This is a genomic window from Alkalibacillus sp. S2W (assembly GCF_046764385.1).
GTDB classification, from domain to species: domain Bacteria; phylum Bacillota; class Bacilli; order Bacillales; family Alkalibacillaceae; genus Alkalibacillus; species Alkalibacillus almallahensis.
This window is the reverse complement of sequence record NZ_CP177234.1, coordinates 506,938-520,212: the sequence shown is the minus strand read 5'-3', so window position 1 is coordinate 520,212 and position 13,275 is coordinate 506,938. Positions and strand designations below refer to the sequence as shown.

The following is a 13,275-nucleotide window of genomic DNA, read 5'->3' as shown; positions in this document are numbered from 1 at the left end:
AATTTTTTAAATCACACCCAAAACATCAATGACTGGAAAAACGAACTGATGTAACTAAACATATTTTGAAAGAAACCTTTATCGTTAGTATGTTCTTCATTATAACTTTCTTGACTATTTTGTTCTTTCTTTTGTTCAGTATCATTTGTCGCAACATTATCTCGTATCGGTTTATAGTGATCGCTATTATCGTGTTCTGTTAAATCAACTCTATCTTCTTCATTGTTGGATTTATCCTCTTCATTTTGATCTTCGTCTTTTTGTTCATCTGTATCGTTAGAACTGTTGCTTTCATTCGATTTATCAGTTTCGTTGTTTGATGTTTCATTTGATGTTTCGTTTGAATGAGTTTCATTCGTTGTGTTGTCATTGTTCGACTGACTAGCATTAGATTCTTGGTTGTCATTAAATTCTTGTATATTGCTTTCGTTTTCAGTTGTGTTGTTGTTTTCTTGCTCATTTTTTGTGTCATTAGAGCCTTTGGCTTCAATCTCTTGATTAGTGTCTTGTTCTTGTGATGATTCATTGCTGTTAGATTTCTCAGCAGGCTTGTCATCTGATTTTTGGTTAGTATCATTGTTGTTATTTTTCTGAGTGTCTTCTTTTGATTGATTATTCGAATCATCATTTGAACCTGTATTTGATCCTTCCTTAGATTCATTTGTTTCATCTTTTTCTTCAGGTTCTAAAAAGTGAACTACCATTACAGGATTCGGTGTCATACCTGCTACGCCTAATTCAAATTCAATCGTACCGCTTTTGGTAGAAATTTTCGTAGTTGAGCCTTGTACGAAATAATTATCTGTATCTTCAACATAAAAACCCCAAGCTAAATTATCTTCACCACAAATCCCATTAGGATAAGCAGGATTATCAGGCGTATGTTTTTCTGGAATCACAGTCATTTCACATTTCATTTGTTCTTCCGCCAAAACTATTGTCGGTAACCCGACAATAACTCCTAGATAAATTCCAACCATTATCACTATATTTAAACACTGCTTCATACTCTTATGTCACCTTACTCTTCAATAGATTTGAACCCACTATACCATAAGACACATGAAAAATGAATATATTGTAAGAAACATGAACATATTATAAAAGTTAATATATAATCCTAGACTAGTCCAATGAATCAACACCTATTATCCAGCCCTTATAATTGAACTCCTGCACAACATCAGCCAGTAGAGATAGGTCATTGTCATTCGGCAATAGATCTTCGATTAATAGATCACTAGAAGTATTTACACCTTTAATATAGAACTCTTTTTCTTTTAAAGCCATTTCACCCTCATAGGTTGGATTTTTGATACTGATACTGGTTTCGTGAACTGTTACATCAAATGGTTTTAGTGTAAATTCAATAAAGAATTGATATAACATTGGTGTTATGTGTAACGTCTGTTCACACAACGGGCAAGTATGGTTATTGTAAAATAACATATCAAGATCAGATGGTTCATAAGCAGTCAACAACAATAAGTGATTAGGTATTTGGATAAATCCATTAGTTATCTCATAATAATCTTTACATGATCTGCAACCAATTACTACTTGTTTATTCATCACCAGTCACTCCTCATTAAAATTTGATTAATTGTATAGAGAACTCTAAAACTTGCTCTCTTATAATAACATGACAAAATTCAATTTTTGGTTCATAGTTGAATAACACCTGAATTTCAGCAATTTCTATAAGAAAAAAACCACTAATCGGTTGTTTATCGGTTAGTGGCTGACTAGTCGTTACTATATTATTCATATATTTCTTTCCATATATTTTGAGCGATTACGAGCGTTTTATCAAAATTTAAATCTTCATTACCTGTTAGTTTAAAAATGGACACGATACTTTCAGCTAGCTCTAATTCATCCCTACTTTTTAAGGTTTTCTCAACAATCATCTCAATCTCTTTACGATATTCATCAAGAGGAGCACCAATTTCTAATAACTTCATCGGATCCCATTTAATAATTTGCTTAGCAACAACTTCTGTTGCTAATGGCTTCAAATAACTCAAAAGCTCGCCCCTTTCGTAATGATTACTTTAACTATATTAACAGTAGATAAAACAATGTAATAATGAATGTGACTGAATAGATGGTAAGCGTAAACTACCATCTATTCAGTGCAATGTTCAAATCGTCTAATCAAATTTACTTTAATTTATTTCCGCAATTTTCTCAGATTATTTGTTGCAGAATCTAGTATCTCTACAATCACTTCTACACTTAACCCAAAATGCTTTGCAGCTCTTTCACCAGGCTTAGCCTCTTGATTAAGAGCTATGTAGTCTTCAAAGTCATTTGACGCCCTGGCCATATCCAAGTCACTTTGCTCAACATACTCGAGTACTTTTCGTTCCATGTCTGGTAAAAGACGTATCGCATTTTGTCTTTCTAGATCATCAATTAAAGCATATAAGTCATCTTCATATTCTTCTAGATTATCATATTCCACCTAATTTTCCTCTTTCCTAACAATAGATTAATTAAGATCTCAATTTAACCATTTTATAAATTACCCCCTCTCCTCCTCACCCCCAAATTAAGGAAGCTAAAAAATGATTAAATTGACTAAGTATATTATATATTATTCCTTGGCTAATTGCTTGAATTTTCCTGTTATATGACACTAAAACATAATCTTAAGATAACCTTTGAAATGAACAGATCATTCTTTTTCCAAAAAACCAAGGAATACGATGATCTTGCCGCTCAGATTTTAGAAGATCGAATTTGAGTTAGTATCTCTCTAGTTTACTTCAGTCAACATTATATTTCATCTTCAACTCAGTCATATTATCTAAATAATCCTGTACTCTTTCTTTCTTTTTTTGATAACACACTACCTTGTCACTGTGATACATTAAATCCACAATTTTAAGAACGTCGTGATACGTGGAAAAAACTAAGTGGTATTTACTTCCAAAATCATTTTCACTATGAGTAAACCACCCTTTTTTAATATTATAAAATTCTTTTAAGAAATTATTAATCCATTCTAAAAAAAGCTTAGACCCACCGTAAATTCTGATTCTCGTTACTTCATTTTTGATTACATTAAAATTACCATCCCCATCTATTACTCCTCTTAAAAAATCGAGAAAATATTTTTGAGGAACGTTTAACATTGAAATTGTATTCGTTTTATCAGGTGTTAAACCTGCATTTTGGCAAAAATCATAGAAGTAAGGGCTCGTAAATGCATACTCGTAATGGACATATTCTTGTCCTAAATTAATGTTACGTTTGTCAGAGAGATACTTTTGATAATGCTGCTTTCTTCCGGTGATTTTATTTTGAATAACTTCTATAACAGTTTTTAAAAACTCTTCGTCTGAAGAGGTTATTTTTATCTGTTTACGGTTCTTTCGAAGAGTACCATCTGTTGCGATTAAGCCTACTAAATATGCTATATCTTCTGTCCAGTCAATATGTTCTGTTTCATGTTGAAATTGTTCAATATAAGCGCCATTCCTTACTGCATTAGCAAAACCCAAATGGTGTCTTGAACAAAAGTTTGTTTTGTTAATATTCGCAGTATTTTTTTCAATCGGTTTTTGACACCAGTCACAATAAACTATTTTTCTAGTGCCGTTATCAAATGATTCACATCTTTTTGAGCAATAAACATAACCAGACTTCTTTACCTTCATAAACTTTCCACACCATTTACATGTTGTTTCTGCCATTTCATCAACTCCAAATTAAATTTAACCTTTATTATACTCATAAACATTCTCAATGGAATCTGTACTTGTATCTATAGCAAAAATCTGTTAAACAAACTATTGTACTATAGCAAAAATCTGTTAAGTACAATTATTTATTAGAATTGTACAAAAAGTCTCAAGACTAAGTGTTTTAACACAACAAGATAGAATTGTCTTTAGTTTATTTTTTTAAAACAACTTGATAAAATTCTATTTAATGAGATGGAAAATCTATTTAAGACTCTTTTTATAATTAGAAAATTATATACTTATTGGAGGACATCACTAATGACGACAAATGAACAAAACCTAATTGTCGGAAAAAATATAAAAGACCTCAGGGAGGCAAAAGGAGTAAGCTTAAGAAGTTTGGCTGAAGAACTAAACATTTCTTACACTTCACTTTCAAAAGTGGAAACTGGTGAACAAATAATTGATTTGGACATTTTACTTATAATTACAAATTATTTCGGAGTGAGCATAAAAAATCTTGTTAATAGTCAAATCAGTGGGAAAGAAACAGAATCTTATCAAATTAATGAAGCATTCCACTTTATACTACATAATTATTTAAAGGCCAAAGAAGAACCGTTTTCCGAGCATAAAATGGGGAAACACGTAAGAGATACTACAACTTCTAATATAATTAATGGGTTAAACCTTAACCAACATCACTTTATGGTAAAAGGTTCTATTGGAAATGGGAATTGGGCAGAGATTCCATGGGTTTCAGTATTTTCTCGTAGCTTAACAACTACTGCAACAAGAGGATATTATATAGTATTTTTGTTTAATGCTGACATGAGTGGGGTGTACATCAGTTTAAACCAAGGGTGGACATATTTTAAAGAAAAGTATGGTGCTAAACTAGGACGTGAAAAGATTCGGAAAACTGCTTCCTTAATAAGAAATAAATTAAAATCACTTCCAAACCACCTTTTAAATACTGAAATAGAATTGGGGGGTAATGGGGATTTAAGTAAAGGATATGAAAACGGTCATATTTATGGTCGTTTTTACTCAATTGAATCATTACCGGAAAATCAAGAGATAATTAATGATTTATATTCAATGTTATATGCTTATCATGAAATTGAAAACTTAATTGGATCAAGAACTGTCGAACAATTTAACGACTTTCTGCTTTTACAAGATGACGGACTATATTTAGAAGATGATGAACAAGAAGAACAATACCAAAACACAGTTAATGATTTAGCTAATGAAGGGTATTTAGTTGATGATGGTGAGGGGCCAAAAGAGAGACCACATCCAATAACCAATAATGGCGGTAGTAAAAGATGGTCAAGAAACGCTAACACTGCTGCCACAGCACTATATTTGTCAAATTATAAATGCTCTTTTGATCAACACCACACAACATTCATTTCGAAAAAAACAGGTAAATCATTCATGGAATCACACCATTTGGTCTTAATGAACTTACAATCTATGTACAAAAATGACTTGGACCGGTTAGTAAATATAATAAGCCTATGTCCCAACTGTCATCGCGCAATACATCACGGTACGGATGATATCAAAGAAAAAATCCTTAGAAAGTTATATGTTGATCGTCATGAGATGTTAAAATCAGTCGGTATAGAAATCACATTTGAGCAGTTAAAAAAAGCATATGGTATTAGTAAATAATTCTGCATTGAAGAAAACTTGGCTGAACAATTTATGTTCAGCCAAGTTTTTGTTTTATATCAGTTCCCCTGACCTTCGGACAGCTTCTTTTTACTGTCTTATTCACAATGAGTTTTGAAACGAAAGAATATTTATTAAAACAACTTTATAGTATTGTTAATAATCCAGCATTTCTTCCTCGATCTTTATAAAAAAATCAACGTAATAAATACCAAACCCAATTGACAAATTACACAATGTTTTAATAGTGGGACTTTTAGAACGTCCTTGTAATATCGCACTGATCGTTGTTTGTGCTACTCCTGATTTTTTGGCAAGTTGCCTCATCGACATATTTTTTTGACAAAGTAGATTTTTAATGCAATTTTGAACTCCCTTAATCGATCGTATTTCCATATACTCACTAGGTATATTATTCAAATTATTCACCTCGCAATAACCTCTCTTACTCCTGTATTTAATTATACAGGTGTGCCTTATTAAGTAAATGGGCCTATCTTTCTATAGCATTTATCTGTTAAGAAATTAGAGAGCTCATATGGTATTTGCTCCTGAAAGTTTGGGCAAAATACCACCTTTAACTACTACCCCCTCTTTCTTTTAGATCTTATTAAGGTACTTTTACTTATACCAGTCAGCCTTTCTACTTCCTTATAAGAGTGTTCATTCAATAATTCCATTGCATGATCAATCTGTTTCTTTTGATATTTTTTTGGTCTACCTTCTCTGAAATCATTTCTTTTTTTAGCAATTTCTTTACCTTCTTGTGTACGTTCCACAATCATATCGCGTTCAAATTGTGCAAAGGATACCATTATATTAAAGATCAGCCTTCCTGTTGGTGTATCTTCCACAATTCCCATATTCAAGACATGAACTCTCACACCACGATTAAATAGATCTTCAATAATTGAAGTCGCGTCATTGGCTGAACGGGCAAAACGGTCTAACTTTGTCACAACCAAAGTATCCCCTTGTTCTATTTGATTTAATAACTTCTGAAATTCAGGTCGATCACTACTTGTTGCAGTGAATTTCTCTTCAAATATTTCATCACAATATTCTTCTCTAAGTTTATTTACTTGCGACTGCAGGTCTTGTCCTTGAGTAGACACTCTAGCATATCCAAATTTCAAATCAACACCTCATTTATGAACATAAGTTATGACACCTTTTCATGATTGATTTTACAGGAAGACAAAAAGAGAGTCAAAACTTTTAAGTTTTGACTCTCAATAAAACAATAAAATTTAGTCAGAAATATTATTTATTTTCACTTTGGGTTGGGGTTATTTTATAAACAATAACCAAACCTACAAAACACTTAATAACCGAACTGATATATCACGAAAGCTCAACATATATTCTTTAAATTAAGTTTAATATTTTATTTCTTTGTGAAGGCGCAATAGAAACCATACCATATTTATCTTTTGCCTGGTCAATTTTATCTAAAATATAATATAAATCGTTTCGATTATTCAAAAAGATAATTTTGATCATCTCCGTTAATTTATTCATTATTTCATCATCAAGAGTATGCTTAAAAAACATTTGGTAAGATAATAAAACTACTAGCTTTTGAAAACAATGTACAAATGAATGCTTATTAATAGTAGAATGATGTAATAAAGAATCACTTTTTTGATTCTCTCTAAATACACTTCTTTTCAAATATGTATTAAGGAAATCTAACATATTTTTAAATTTGAAATGAGTACAAACAATCTTTATTATGTAACCACTACATCTATAATGACCAATTTCAATACTTTTATATAAAGCTTCTATCATCACAAAATTAGTTCTCTCCCAAACTAACTCTTTAAAAATGGAGTTGTTGCTATAAATATTGTGGTTATAATAATTTTTATTTTTAGAGATAAAATCTTCTAAAAAAGTTTCCTCGTTAGAATCGCTAAATTGTTTTCTTATATTTTTTATTTGATAATCAGCATTTTGTATATGAGTATAATAGTAATCTAGTAGCATACTTGTAGACTCTGTGAGAAATTTAATTTGATCCTCTTCAACTGCCCACATAATAACAGATTCTAAAAAGTTATATGTTTCATCAATAAAAGTTCTGTACAATCTATCTTTATTTTTATAATCTTTTTCATTATTTTTTTCTATAGTGCTCATCTCAAGAAGAAATTCATTTAAGGTTTCATTAGAATTTAGTTGTTCTATAAAAAATGAATTTTCGATAGTACTTTCATTTGAAAACTCTTTTAAAATATCTAATTGTGATGTAAAGAATTCAGATGTCAGTTCGTCATAATAATCCCACAATAATTTGAACTCTTTGTCTTCTAATTCTCTCAAGTCTGACTTATACAACTTAATTGGTGAAAGTGATAAAAATTCTTTATATGCTTTTTTTTGTAAATTAGTCATCTTATGCTTAGATGCTGTGCGAATTAATAACTTATAATTCAAAAGTACATTTTTGTATAGGTTTATCAATTCTTTTTTATTAGTTTTAGAATTTAAAAACTTATAAAAACTAATCAAATCTGAATTATGAACGTATTCGGAGTGTATTTCATTTGTGACCTGGTATAAATCAAATTGTCTAACTTCAATATCCGAAAATTTATTTTTTTCTATTAATGATATTATCAACTGAAAATTAGATTCTACTATAGTATTATAATCCTGTAATATATGACTATAATTAAGTAAGAATTTACCTTCCTGATTAGCAATGTCTGTTATTAACTCTTGATAGTTTTTAGTTTTTTTTAGATTCCTTTTTAATGCATTACTTATATCCATATCAGAAAATAAGAACCATAAATATAAACCTAACATAGTTATAGAAATCAACCAAAATATAAATGTATTAATAAAAAAGTTACTTCCATTACTGTCAGGACTAATACTATACATTGTTATTAATGAGAAAAATAAAGTAAGAAATGATAGTAAAACTGTAATTATAAAGGAATTATTTATCCTTGAGTTCCTCAGGTTAGAATACGAAGCCTCTTTCTTTTCTTTATAAACAAAAGAATAAATTGTTATAGTTACTGTGATTTGTATGATCAAAAATCTGCTAATAAATGTTAGTAATTCTTCGTCAGGCGAAATTGATAATAACTGAGTGAGGTTAACTTTTAAAAAAAGGGTAATAGCTATTGCTACTAACATAGTGTAAACAAATAGCAAAGACCACTTATATTTCATAATAACTTTAATATAAAGCATTAAATCCCCTCTTAAGTAATAAGTTTATTAGACATATTTTTATTAAAGTATTTTTCAATATCTTTATTTTCGATAATATTATTCTTGTTCTCTGTAAAAGCATTTAACCACGGAGACTCACTATGGCTTTTATCTATAAGTTGGCCACCTGTGAATTCTCCGTATTCTTTCCACACATAGGCAATAATACTTTTTTCAATGTCATTTAATTCTATTTTTCCTAAGCTATTATCATTAATCTTAATGTCACCACTACCAAATGAGTTGAAATTATGGTAAATGTCAGGAATAACTGGTCCATATTTCCAAGCTTCAAGAAATCTATCGTGAATTAATAATTTATTATGCAAAGCTAAATAATAACCATGTGAATAATAAAGCAGTTTTTGTAATTTTAAATTACTCAGTTTTAATCCTCTTGGATCATGCTCCTTTAAATACAATAAAAATTTCGCTACTTCCATAGCTTTTGCCATTTAATTCACCTCATTTTATAGTATTCTTAATAAACCTATACTCAATTTGAAAATTATAAAACAACAATTAAATAATTTTCTTTTATTAAACCCATTCCCTCAATAATATGATTTATTCAAAATCAAATAAATTCCAAAGAAAATTTCTTGAACAACAATAATGAATAATATACCAAAATCTCTTTAATCTAAGGTATTATTTTTTATCTTTATGGTTTTATTGAGAAAGTGTTCTTTATCCACAATTCTTCTTTCGGAATTAAGTTCAGTAATTTCTTCTATTAGAAACAAGCCATTATTCATTTTCTTGATTATTTTAAATGACTTATCTGCTTCCATCTCTATGTAATAATCCTTTTTGTACTTATTTTTAACTAATGAATAATAAAAGTCTTTCGACATTAAAAAAAGCGCCCATGTTATGAAAATAAGTAACCATACCATTATTATTCCAAAAATTGATTCACTAGAAATAGAACTATCATTAGTTAATTTTATGTTATTTGCGATAGAATTAATTATATAAGATAGAAAAAAGGAAGTTTTAACACCTAACCAATACTCATGTTGTGTTTTCGAATGCTCAGTCATCAACAACTTCTCATAATTATCAAGTTTAAATGTATACATTAATTTAATAAACATTGTTACAGAATAAATAAAAAATAAAATAGCAATAATACCAATTAGTGCTTCACGTTCAACTATATTAAAAATAACCTGCATCACTTACCTCCCATTTTTTATAGTATCGTCTTCATACAACTGATTTTAATAACCTGTATTATTATATTTTATAATGAATCTCACTTTCTAAATAATAAAGACTAATCCGTGAAATATCATTAAAAAGTGCAAAAACACAATTATATTTTATAGATATATTTGTAAATTGGTATTTCAACACAAAACTAGTTACATTTATTTGGAGAAGAGAATCTTTGTTAATTTAATAATTCTCATTATTAACTAAAAAGTTCTTCATGAATAATTTTGATACTAAAAGCATTGGCTACGTACTACCAATGCTTTTTAAGCTTTCTTTGAATTACACTATTTTCTCCATATCTTTGCGGTAAGATTCATACGAATCCCATTCTAATACAATTGAGACTATTTCATATGCCTTATTTTGATAGTTATCGTACCCAGTTAATTTATCGTAACTATTCATTAATGGCTCAAACAAATCTGTAACATTCTGAAACATTTTTCCTTCTTCATAATGAATAGATTGATTTCTACCTTGCCATATTACATCAATAATATTTATGTCTTTTGTTCCAAGGTTTCCTTTATCAAATTTTTTTATGGAGTCTCCATTTTTGTCAAGTATAGTTCTGGGAGGGGAGGTTAACTTCTTTTCTATATTCTTTATATTTGTATCATATACAAATGATAGACCTTGTTTTGCAATCTGCAATATTGCTTGTGAAATCACTTGAATTGGTCCATTTGCTATTGAAATCTTATCAGTATAATGATTTTTAATATTCTCTATACTACTTGAAGCTTCTTTATATACATGATACTTTTCATAGGCCTTCTTAAAAAAATACCTACTTTCTTCATCATTCCCATCAGCCTTAACCTGTGATGCAAAAGACTCAAATGTTTTTGCATCTTTTAAGTGTAGAGGTGCCATTCCTTCTAAATGAATTAAATTATTCTTATTCTCAACTAATTCAAATAACAAACAAAAAAGTTGTTTTGTAGCAAATTCTGTATTATCTAAATATGTTTTTATATCCATTTTTTCTCCATTCATTTTCAAATATTTCACACGGAACTTGGAATCGAATTTAAAAATGCGATCATTGATGAGGCTCTTGATTCGTTCGATATTGGTCGATCTCTAGGTAACAAAAGTGATCCGTATGACAAAGCCTGTATTTTGCAAGAGAAAAATACATAGTTTTGCAATCAAAAATACATAAGATTGCCAGCCCTTTTTCGCTATTCTTGATTAGATAGTGCGTGCTTCACTCTAAAGCTATCTCCAGTGAAGTTTAGTACATGCGCATGGTGGATCACGCGATCCACTAAGGCAGCTGTTAAACGTGAATCTGAAAATATCCGGTTCCATTGACTAAATTCTAAATTGGACGTGATCATTAAGCTTTTTTGTTCATACCACTCAGAGATGAGTTGAAATAACAGCTCTGCTCCTTCTTTTCCGAATGGAATGTATCCCATTTCATCTAATACGATTAAATCAACCGTTTTAAACTTGTTCCTAAAGTTTCGTAATTTTCCGTCTTGCCACGCTCTATCTAATTGATCAACGAGATCTGAAACACGGAAGAATCGGACCTCAAAACCATTTCGACAAGCCTCCCGGCCTAACGCTGTTGCTAGATGGGTTTTACCTGTTCCTGGTGCTCCTGTTAAGATGACATTTTCGACGCGTTTGATAAAACTGAGGGAAATCAGTTCATCTTTATCTAATTGTTGAGGAAAATGGATATGGCTTCCCCAATGATAATCATCCAGTTCTTTAACATGTAAGAACTTCGCCTTCTTCATTAAGCGGTCCGCTCTGGCTTCCTCCCTTAAAGCGAATTCCTTTTCAAATAGCTCTTTTAAAAATTGCTCTTTTGTTTCAAATGGTATTGATTCATAAACGTCTGCTACATACGCTAATCTTAGTGACTTGCACATGGCTTTAATATCCCGCGTCATGTTGACTCACCCCTTGGAATGTTTTGATCATAAAGGCTCCAGTCAACATCATATGGATGGTCGTCGTGTTCAGGTTGTAGATCGTTATCTATTAAGTCATAAAATTGATCATTAATTTGTTCCATATCATGTTGGGCCAATTGATGAATCAACCAACGCAGCCTTTCTTTTCTTAAACGATGATCCTCAATCCGGATATATTCAAATATTCGAACCGGCAAGTATGGTTGGTAACGTGAATACTCTATGGCTCTTGGCTTATCCAGCCAAGAGGATAGAATACCTTGCCAAGGAATTTGTCTTCTTTTATGCATATACGGTCTAACATCTTTCATAAGGATCTCTCCGTTAGGAGATGTGACTTTAAATTGATCCCAATAAAGCACTAATCGAACTTGTCCAAAATTATAGCTCTTAGGTACATGTACTTTGACTTGGTCGACCACAATTTCCCCATATTTATTAGCTTTCACCCATTTTTCTTTAAATATCGGATAATCTTGATCAGGAAGATGAAGCATGTGTTGATGTTCATCTTGATAAAGGTCTTCAATTGTTTGTTGTTTTACATAATGTTGGCGTTGGCGATCTTGTGTCAGTTGGTCCTCCAACCAGTCTGTGAGTTGTTCATATGACGTCATGACAGGTGCAGGTGTTGTGAAATTATATCGAATATAACCAACTTTATTTTCGACATGACCTTTTTCATGGCCACTATAGGGATTACAAGCTTGAATCTCACAACCATAATATGCTGAAAATTGATGGAGTTCATGGGTGAATTCAACTTCCTGATGGCGTCCCCTAGGTTTAATAACAGCTGCTTTTAAATTATCAATTCTTAGCACTCTAGGAACGGCTCCCATTTGTTTAAAAATAGTTTCTAGCCCTTTTAAGAAACATTCTTGGTTTTCACTTGGTAACGGAACACAAAAAGTTGCGTTGCTATAAGGTAAACTAAGGGACAAACCATGAACATCGACATATTGACCATCTTTAACAGCTTCTAACAAGCCAAAATCAACTTGCGCTTCACCTGGAGGATGTTGTAACCTTTCGTACCCCTTATCCTTCGTGGAATCATCGTTGATCTTTCCTTCACGCCAGTCTTTAATAAAATGGCAAACGGTACGATATGAGCCTTCAAAGCCAATGGCTTGTAATTGTGCAAAAATAGCTTTATTCGTACGACGCTTTTTGTAAGGTAGTTTATAATCTTCTATAAGCCAATCCGATACGATCTCACCCCATCCTTCTTCATGCATCATGCCTTGTTTGGGTTGCACGTTTTCTTGAGGCACCCAATCCTTATCGGCGTACTTTTTAGCTGTACGCCAATTAATACCAAGCATTTCAGCGATTGAATTGACGGATTTTGATTTTTGATTTCGTAAAACTTTGATACAATTAATTTCAGACATTGCCAGCATTCCTTTCAACCTCCACTGTTTAATTGATTCGACACCAATAACAGTAGTGGTATTTGATTGGGCTGGCAAGTCTTTTTTTTTGATTGCAGTGTTGTGTAC

Annotated in this window: 14 protein-coding genes; 1 reads left to right on the top strand and 13 read right to left on the bottom strand. The window is 31.0% G+C overall.

Annotation, left to right across the window (positions count from 1 at the left end):
• Positions 1-11: 11 nt before the first annotated feature.
• The 5 genes from ACKXGF_RS02865 to ACKXGF_RS02845 all read right to left on the bottom strand — a co-directional run bounded on the left by ACKXGF_RS02865 (position 12) and on the right by ACKXGF_RS02845 (position 3,701).
• Positions 12-1,007 (bottom strand): hypothetical protein, encoded by a 996-nt coding sequence (locus tag ACKXGF_RS02865; protein WP_411954777.1) that lies wholly within the window; start codon positions 1,005-1,007, stop codon positions 12-14.
• Positions 1,008-1,125: 118 nt separating this feature from the next.
• On the bottom strand, positions 1,126-1,572 hold the full coding sequence (locus ACKXGF_RS02860) for a hypothetical protein (protein WP_411954776.1): 447 nt from the start codon (positions 1,570-1,572) through the stop codon (positions 1,126-1,128).
• 188 nt (positions 1,573-1,760) lie between these two features.
• A complete protein-coding gene (locus ACKXGF_RS02855; RefSeq protein ID WP_411954775.1) occupies positions 1,761-2,027 on the bottom strand; it encodes a hypothetical protein in 267 nt (88 codons plus the stop codon).
• 146 nt (positions 2,028-2,173) lie between these two features.
• Entirely contained in the window at positions 2,174-2,467 is a 294-nt protein-coding gene (locus tag ACKXGF_RS02850; RefSeq protein ID WP_411954774.1) for a hypothetical protein, read from the bottom strand.
• 304 nt (positions 2,468-2,771) lie between these two features.
• Positions 2,772-3,701, bottom strand: a complete 930-nt coding sequence (locus tag ACKXGF_RS02845; RefSeq protein WP_411954773.1) for an LAGLIDADG family homing endonuclease — start codon at positions 3,699-3,701, stop codon at positions 2,772-2,774.
• Positions 3,702-4,010: 309 nt separating this feature from the next.
• Between ACKXGF_RS02845 and ACKXGF_RS02840 the strand changes: the two genes are divergently transcribed.
• A complete protein-coding gene (locus ACKXGF_RS02840; protein ID WP_411954772.1) occupies positions 4,011-5,375 on the top strand; it encodes an MrcB family domain-containing protein in 1,365 nt (454 codons plus the stop codon).
• A 156-nt stretch (positions 5,376-5,531) separates the two neighbouring features.
• Here the strand turns inward: ACKXGF_RS02840 and ACKXGF_RS02835 are convergent, their stop codons facing one another.
• The 8 genes from ACKXGF_RS02835 to istA form a co-directional block, all read right to left on the bottom strand.
• On the bottom strand, positions 5,532-5,771 hold the full coding sequence (locus tag ACKXGF_RS02835) for a helix-turn-helix domain-containing protein (RefSeq protein ID WP_411955546.1): 240 nt from the start codon (positions 5,769-5,771) through the stop codon (positions 5,532-5,534).
• Between the two features lie 188 nt (positions 5,772-5,959).
• Entirely contained in the window at positions 5,960-6,511 is a 552-nt protein-coding gene (locus tag ACKXGF_RS02830; protein ID WP_411954771.1) for a recombinase family protein, read from the bottom strand.
• Between the two features lie 232 nt (positions 6,512-6,743).
• Positions 6,744-8,588, bottom strand: a complete 1,845-nt coding sequence (locus ACKXGF_RS02825) for a hypothetical protein (RefSeq protein WP_411954770.1) — start codon at positions 8,586-8,588, stop codon at positions 6,744-6,746.
• 11 nt (positions 8,589-8,599) lie between these two features.
• Entirely contained in the window at positions 8,600-9,064 is a 465-nt protein-coding gene (locus tag ACKXGF_RS02820) for a Panacea domain-containing protein (protein ID WP_411954769.1), read from the bottom strand.
• 183 nt (positions 9,065-9,247) lie between these two features.
• Positions 9,248-9,790 carry a hypothetical protein gene (locus tag ACKXGF_RS02815; protein WP_411954768.1) on the bottom strand — a complete coding sequence of 181 codons (543 nt, stop codon included), beginning with the start codon at positions 9,788-9,790 and terminating at the stop codon, positions 9,248-9,250.
• A 322-nt stretch (positions 9,791-10,112) separates the two neighbouring features.
• Complete coding sequence (locus ACKXGF_RS02810; protein ID WP_411954767.1) at positions 10,113-10,817, bottom strand: hypothetical protein; 705 nt, start codon at positions 10,815-10,817, stop codon at positions 10,113-10,115.
• A gap of 203 nt (positions 10,818-11,020) precedes the next feature.
• Entirely contained in the window at positions 11,021-11,746 is a 726-nt protein-coding gene (gene istB, locus ACKXGF_RS02805) for an IS21-like element helper ATPase IstB (protein WP_411953787.1), read from the bottom strand.
• Positions 11,743-13,245: an IS21 family transposase gene (gene istA, locus ACKXGF_RS02800; protein ID WP_411953786.1), complete on the bottom strand. Its 1,503-nt coding sequence runs from the start codon at positions 13,243-13,245 to the stop codon at positions 11,743-11,745. The genes istB and istA overlap by 4 nt, the downstream gene beginning before the upstream one ends.
• Positions 13,246-13,275 lie beyond the last annotated feature (30 nt).

Excerpts from the sequence above, each read along its gene's own strand:
- ACKXGF_RS02820 (WP_411954769.1), bottom strand. The coding sequence starts at position 9,064 with ATGGCAAAAGCTATGGAAGTAGCGAAATTTTTATTGTATTTAAAGGAG.
- ACKXGF_RS02815 (WP_411954768.1), bottom strand. The coding sequence starts at position 9,790 with ATGCAGGTTATTTTTAATATAGTTGAACGTGAAGCACTAATTGGTATT.
- ACKXGF_RS02810 (WP_411954767.1), bottom strand. The coding sequence starts at position 10,817 with ATGGATATAAAAACATATTTAGATAATACAGAATTTGCTACAAAACAA.
- istB (WP_411953787.1), bottom strand. The coding sequence starts at position 11,746 with ATGACGCGGGATATTAAAGCCATGTGCAAGTCACTAAGATTAGCGTAT.
- ACKXGF_RS02860 (WP_411954776.1), bottom strand. The coding sequence starts at position 1,572 with ATGAATAAACAAGTAGTAATTGGTTGCAGATCATGTAAAGATTATTAT.
- ACKXGF_RS02825 (WP_411954770.1), bottom strand. The coding sequence starts at position 8,588 with ATGCTTTATATTAAAGTTATTATGAAATATAAGTGGTCTTTGCTATTT.
- ACKXGF_RS02845 (WP_411954773.1), bottom strand. The coding sequence starts at position 3,701 with ATGGCAGAAACAACATGTAAATGGTGTGGAAAGTTTATGAAGGTAAAG.
- ACKXGF_RS02865 (WP_411954777.1), bottom strand. The coding sequence starts at position 1,007 with ATGAAGCAGTGTTTAAATATAGTGATAATGGTTGGAATTTATCTAGGA.
- ACKXGF_RS02840 (WP_411954772.1), top strand. The coding sequence starts at position 4,011 with ATGACGACAAATGAACAAAACCTAATTGTCGGAAAAAATATAAAAGAC.
- ACKXGF_RS02835 (WP_411955546.1), bottom strand. The coding sequence starts at position 5,771 with ATGGAAATACGATCGATTAAGGGAGTTCAAAATTGCATTAAAAATCTA.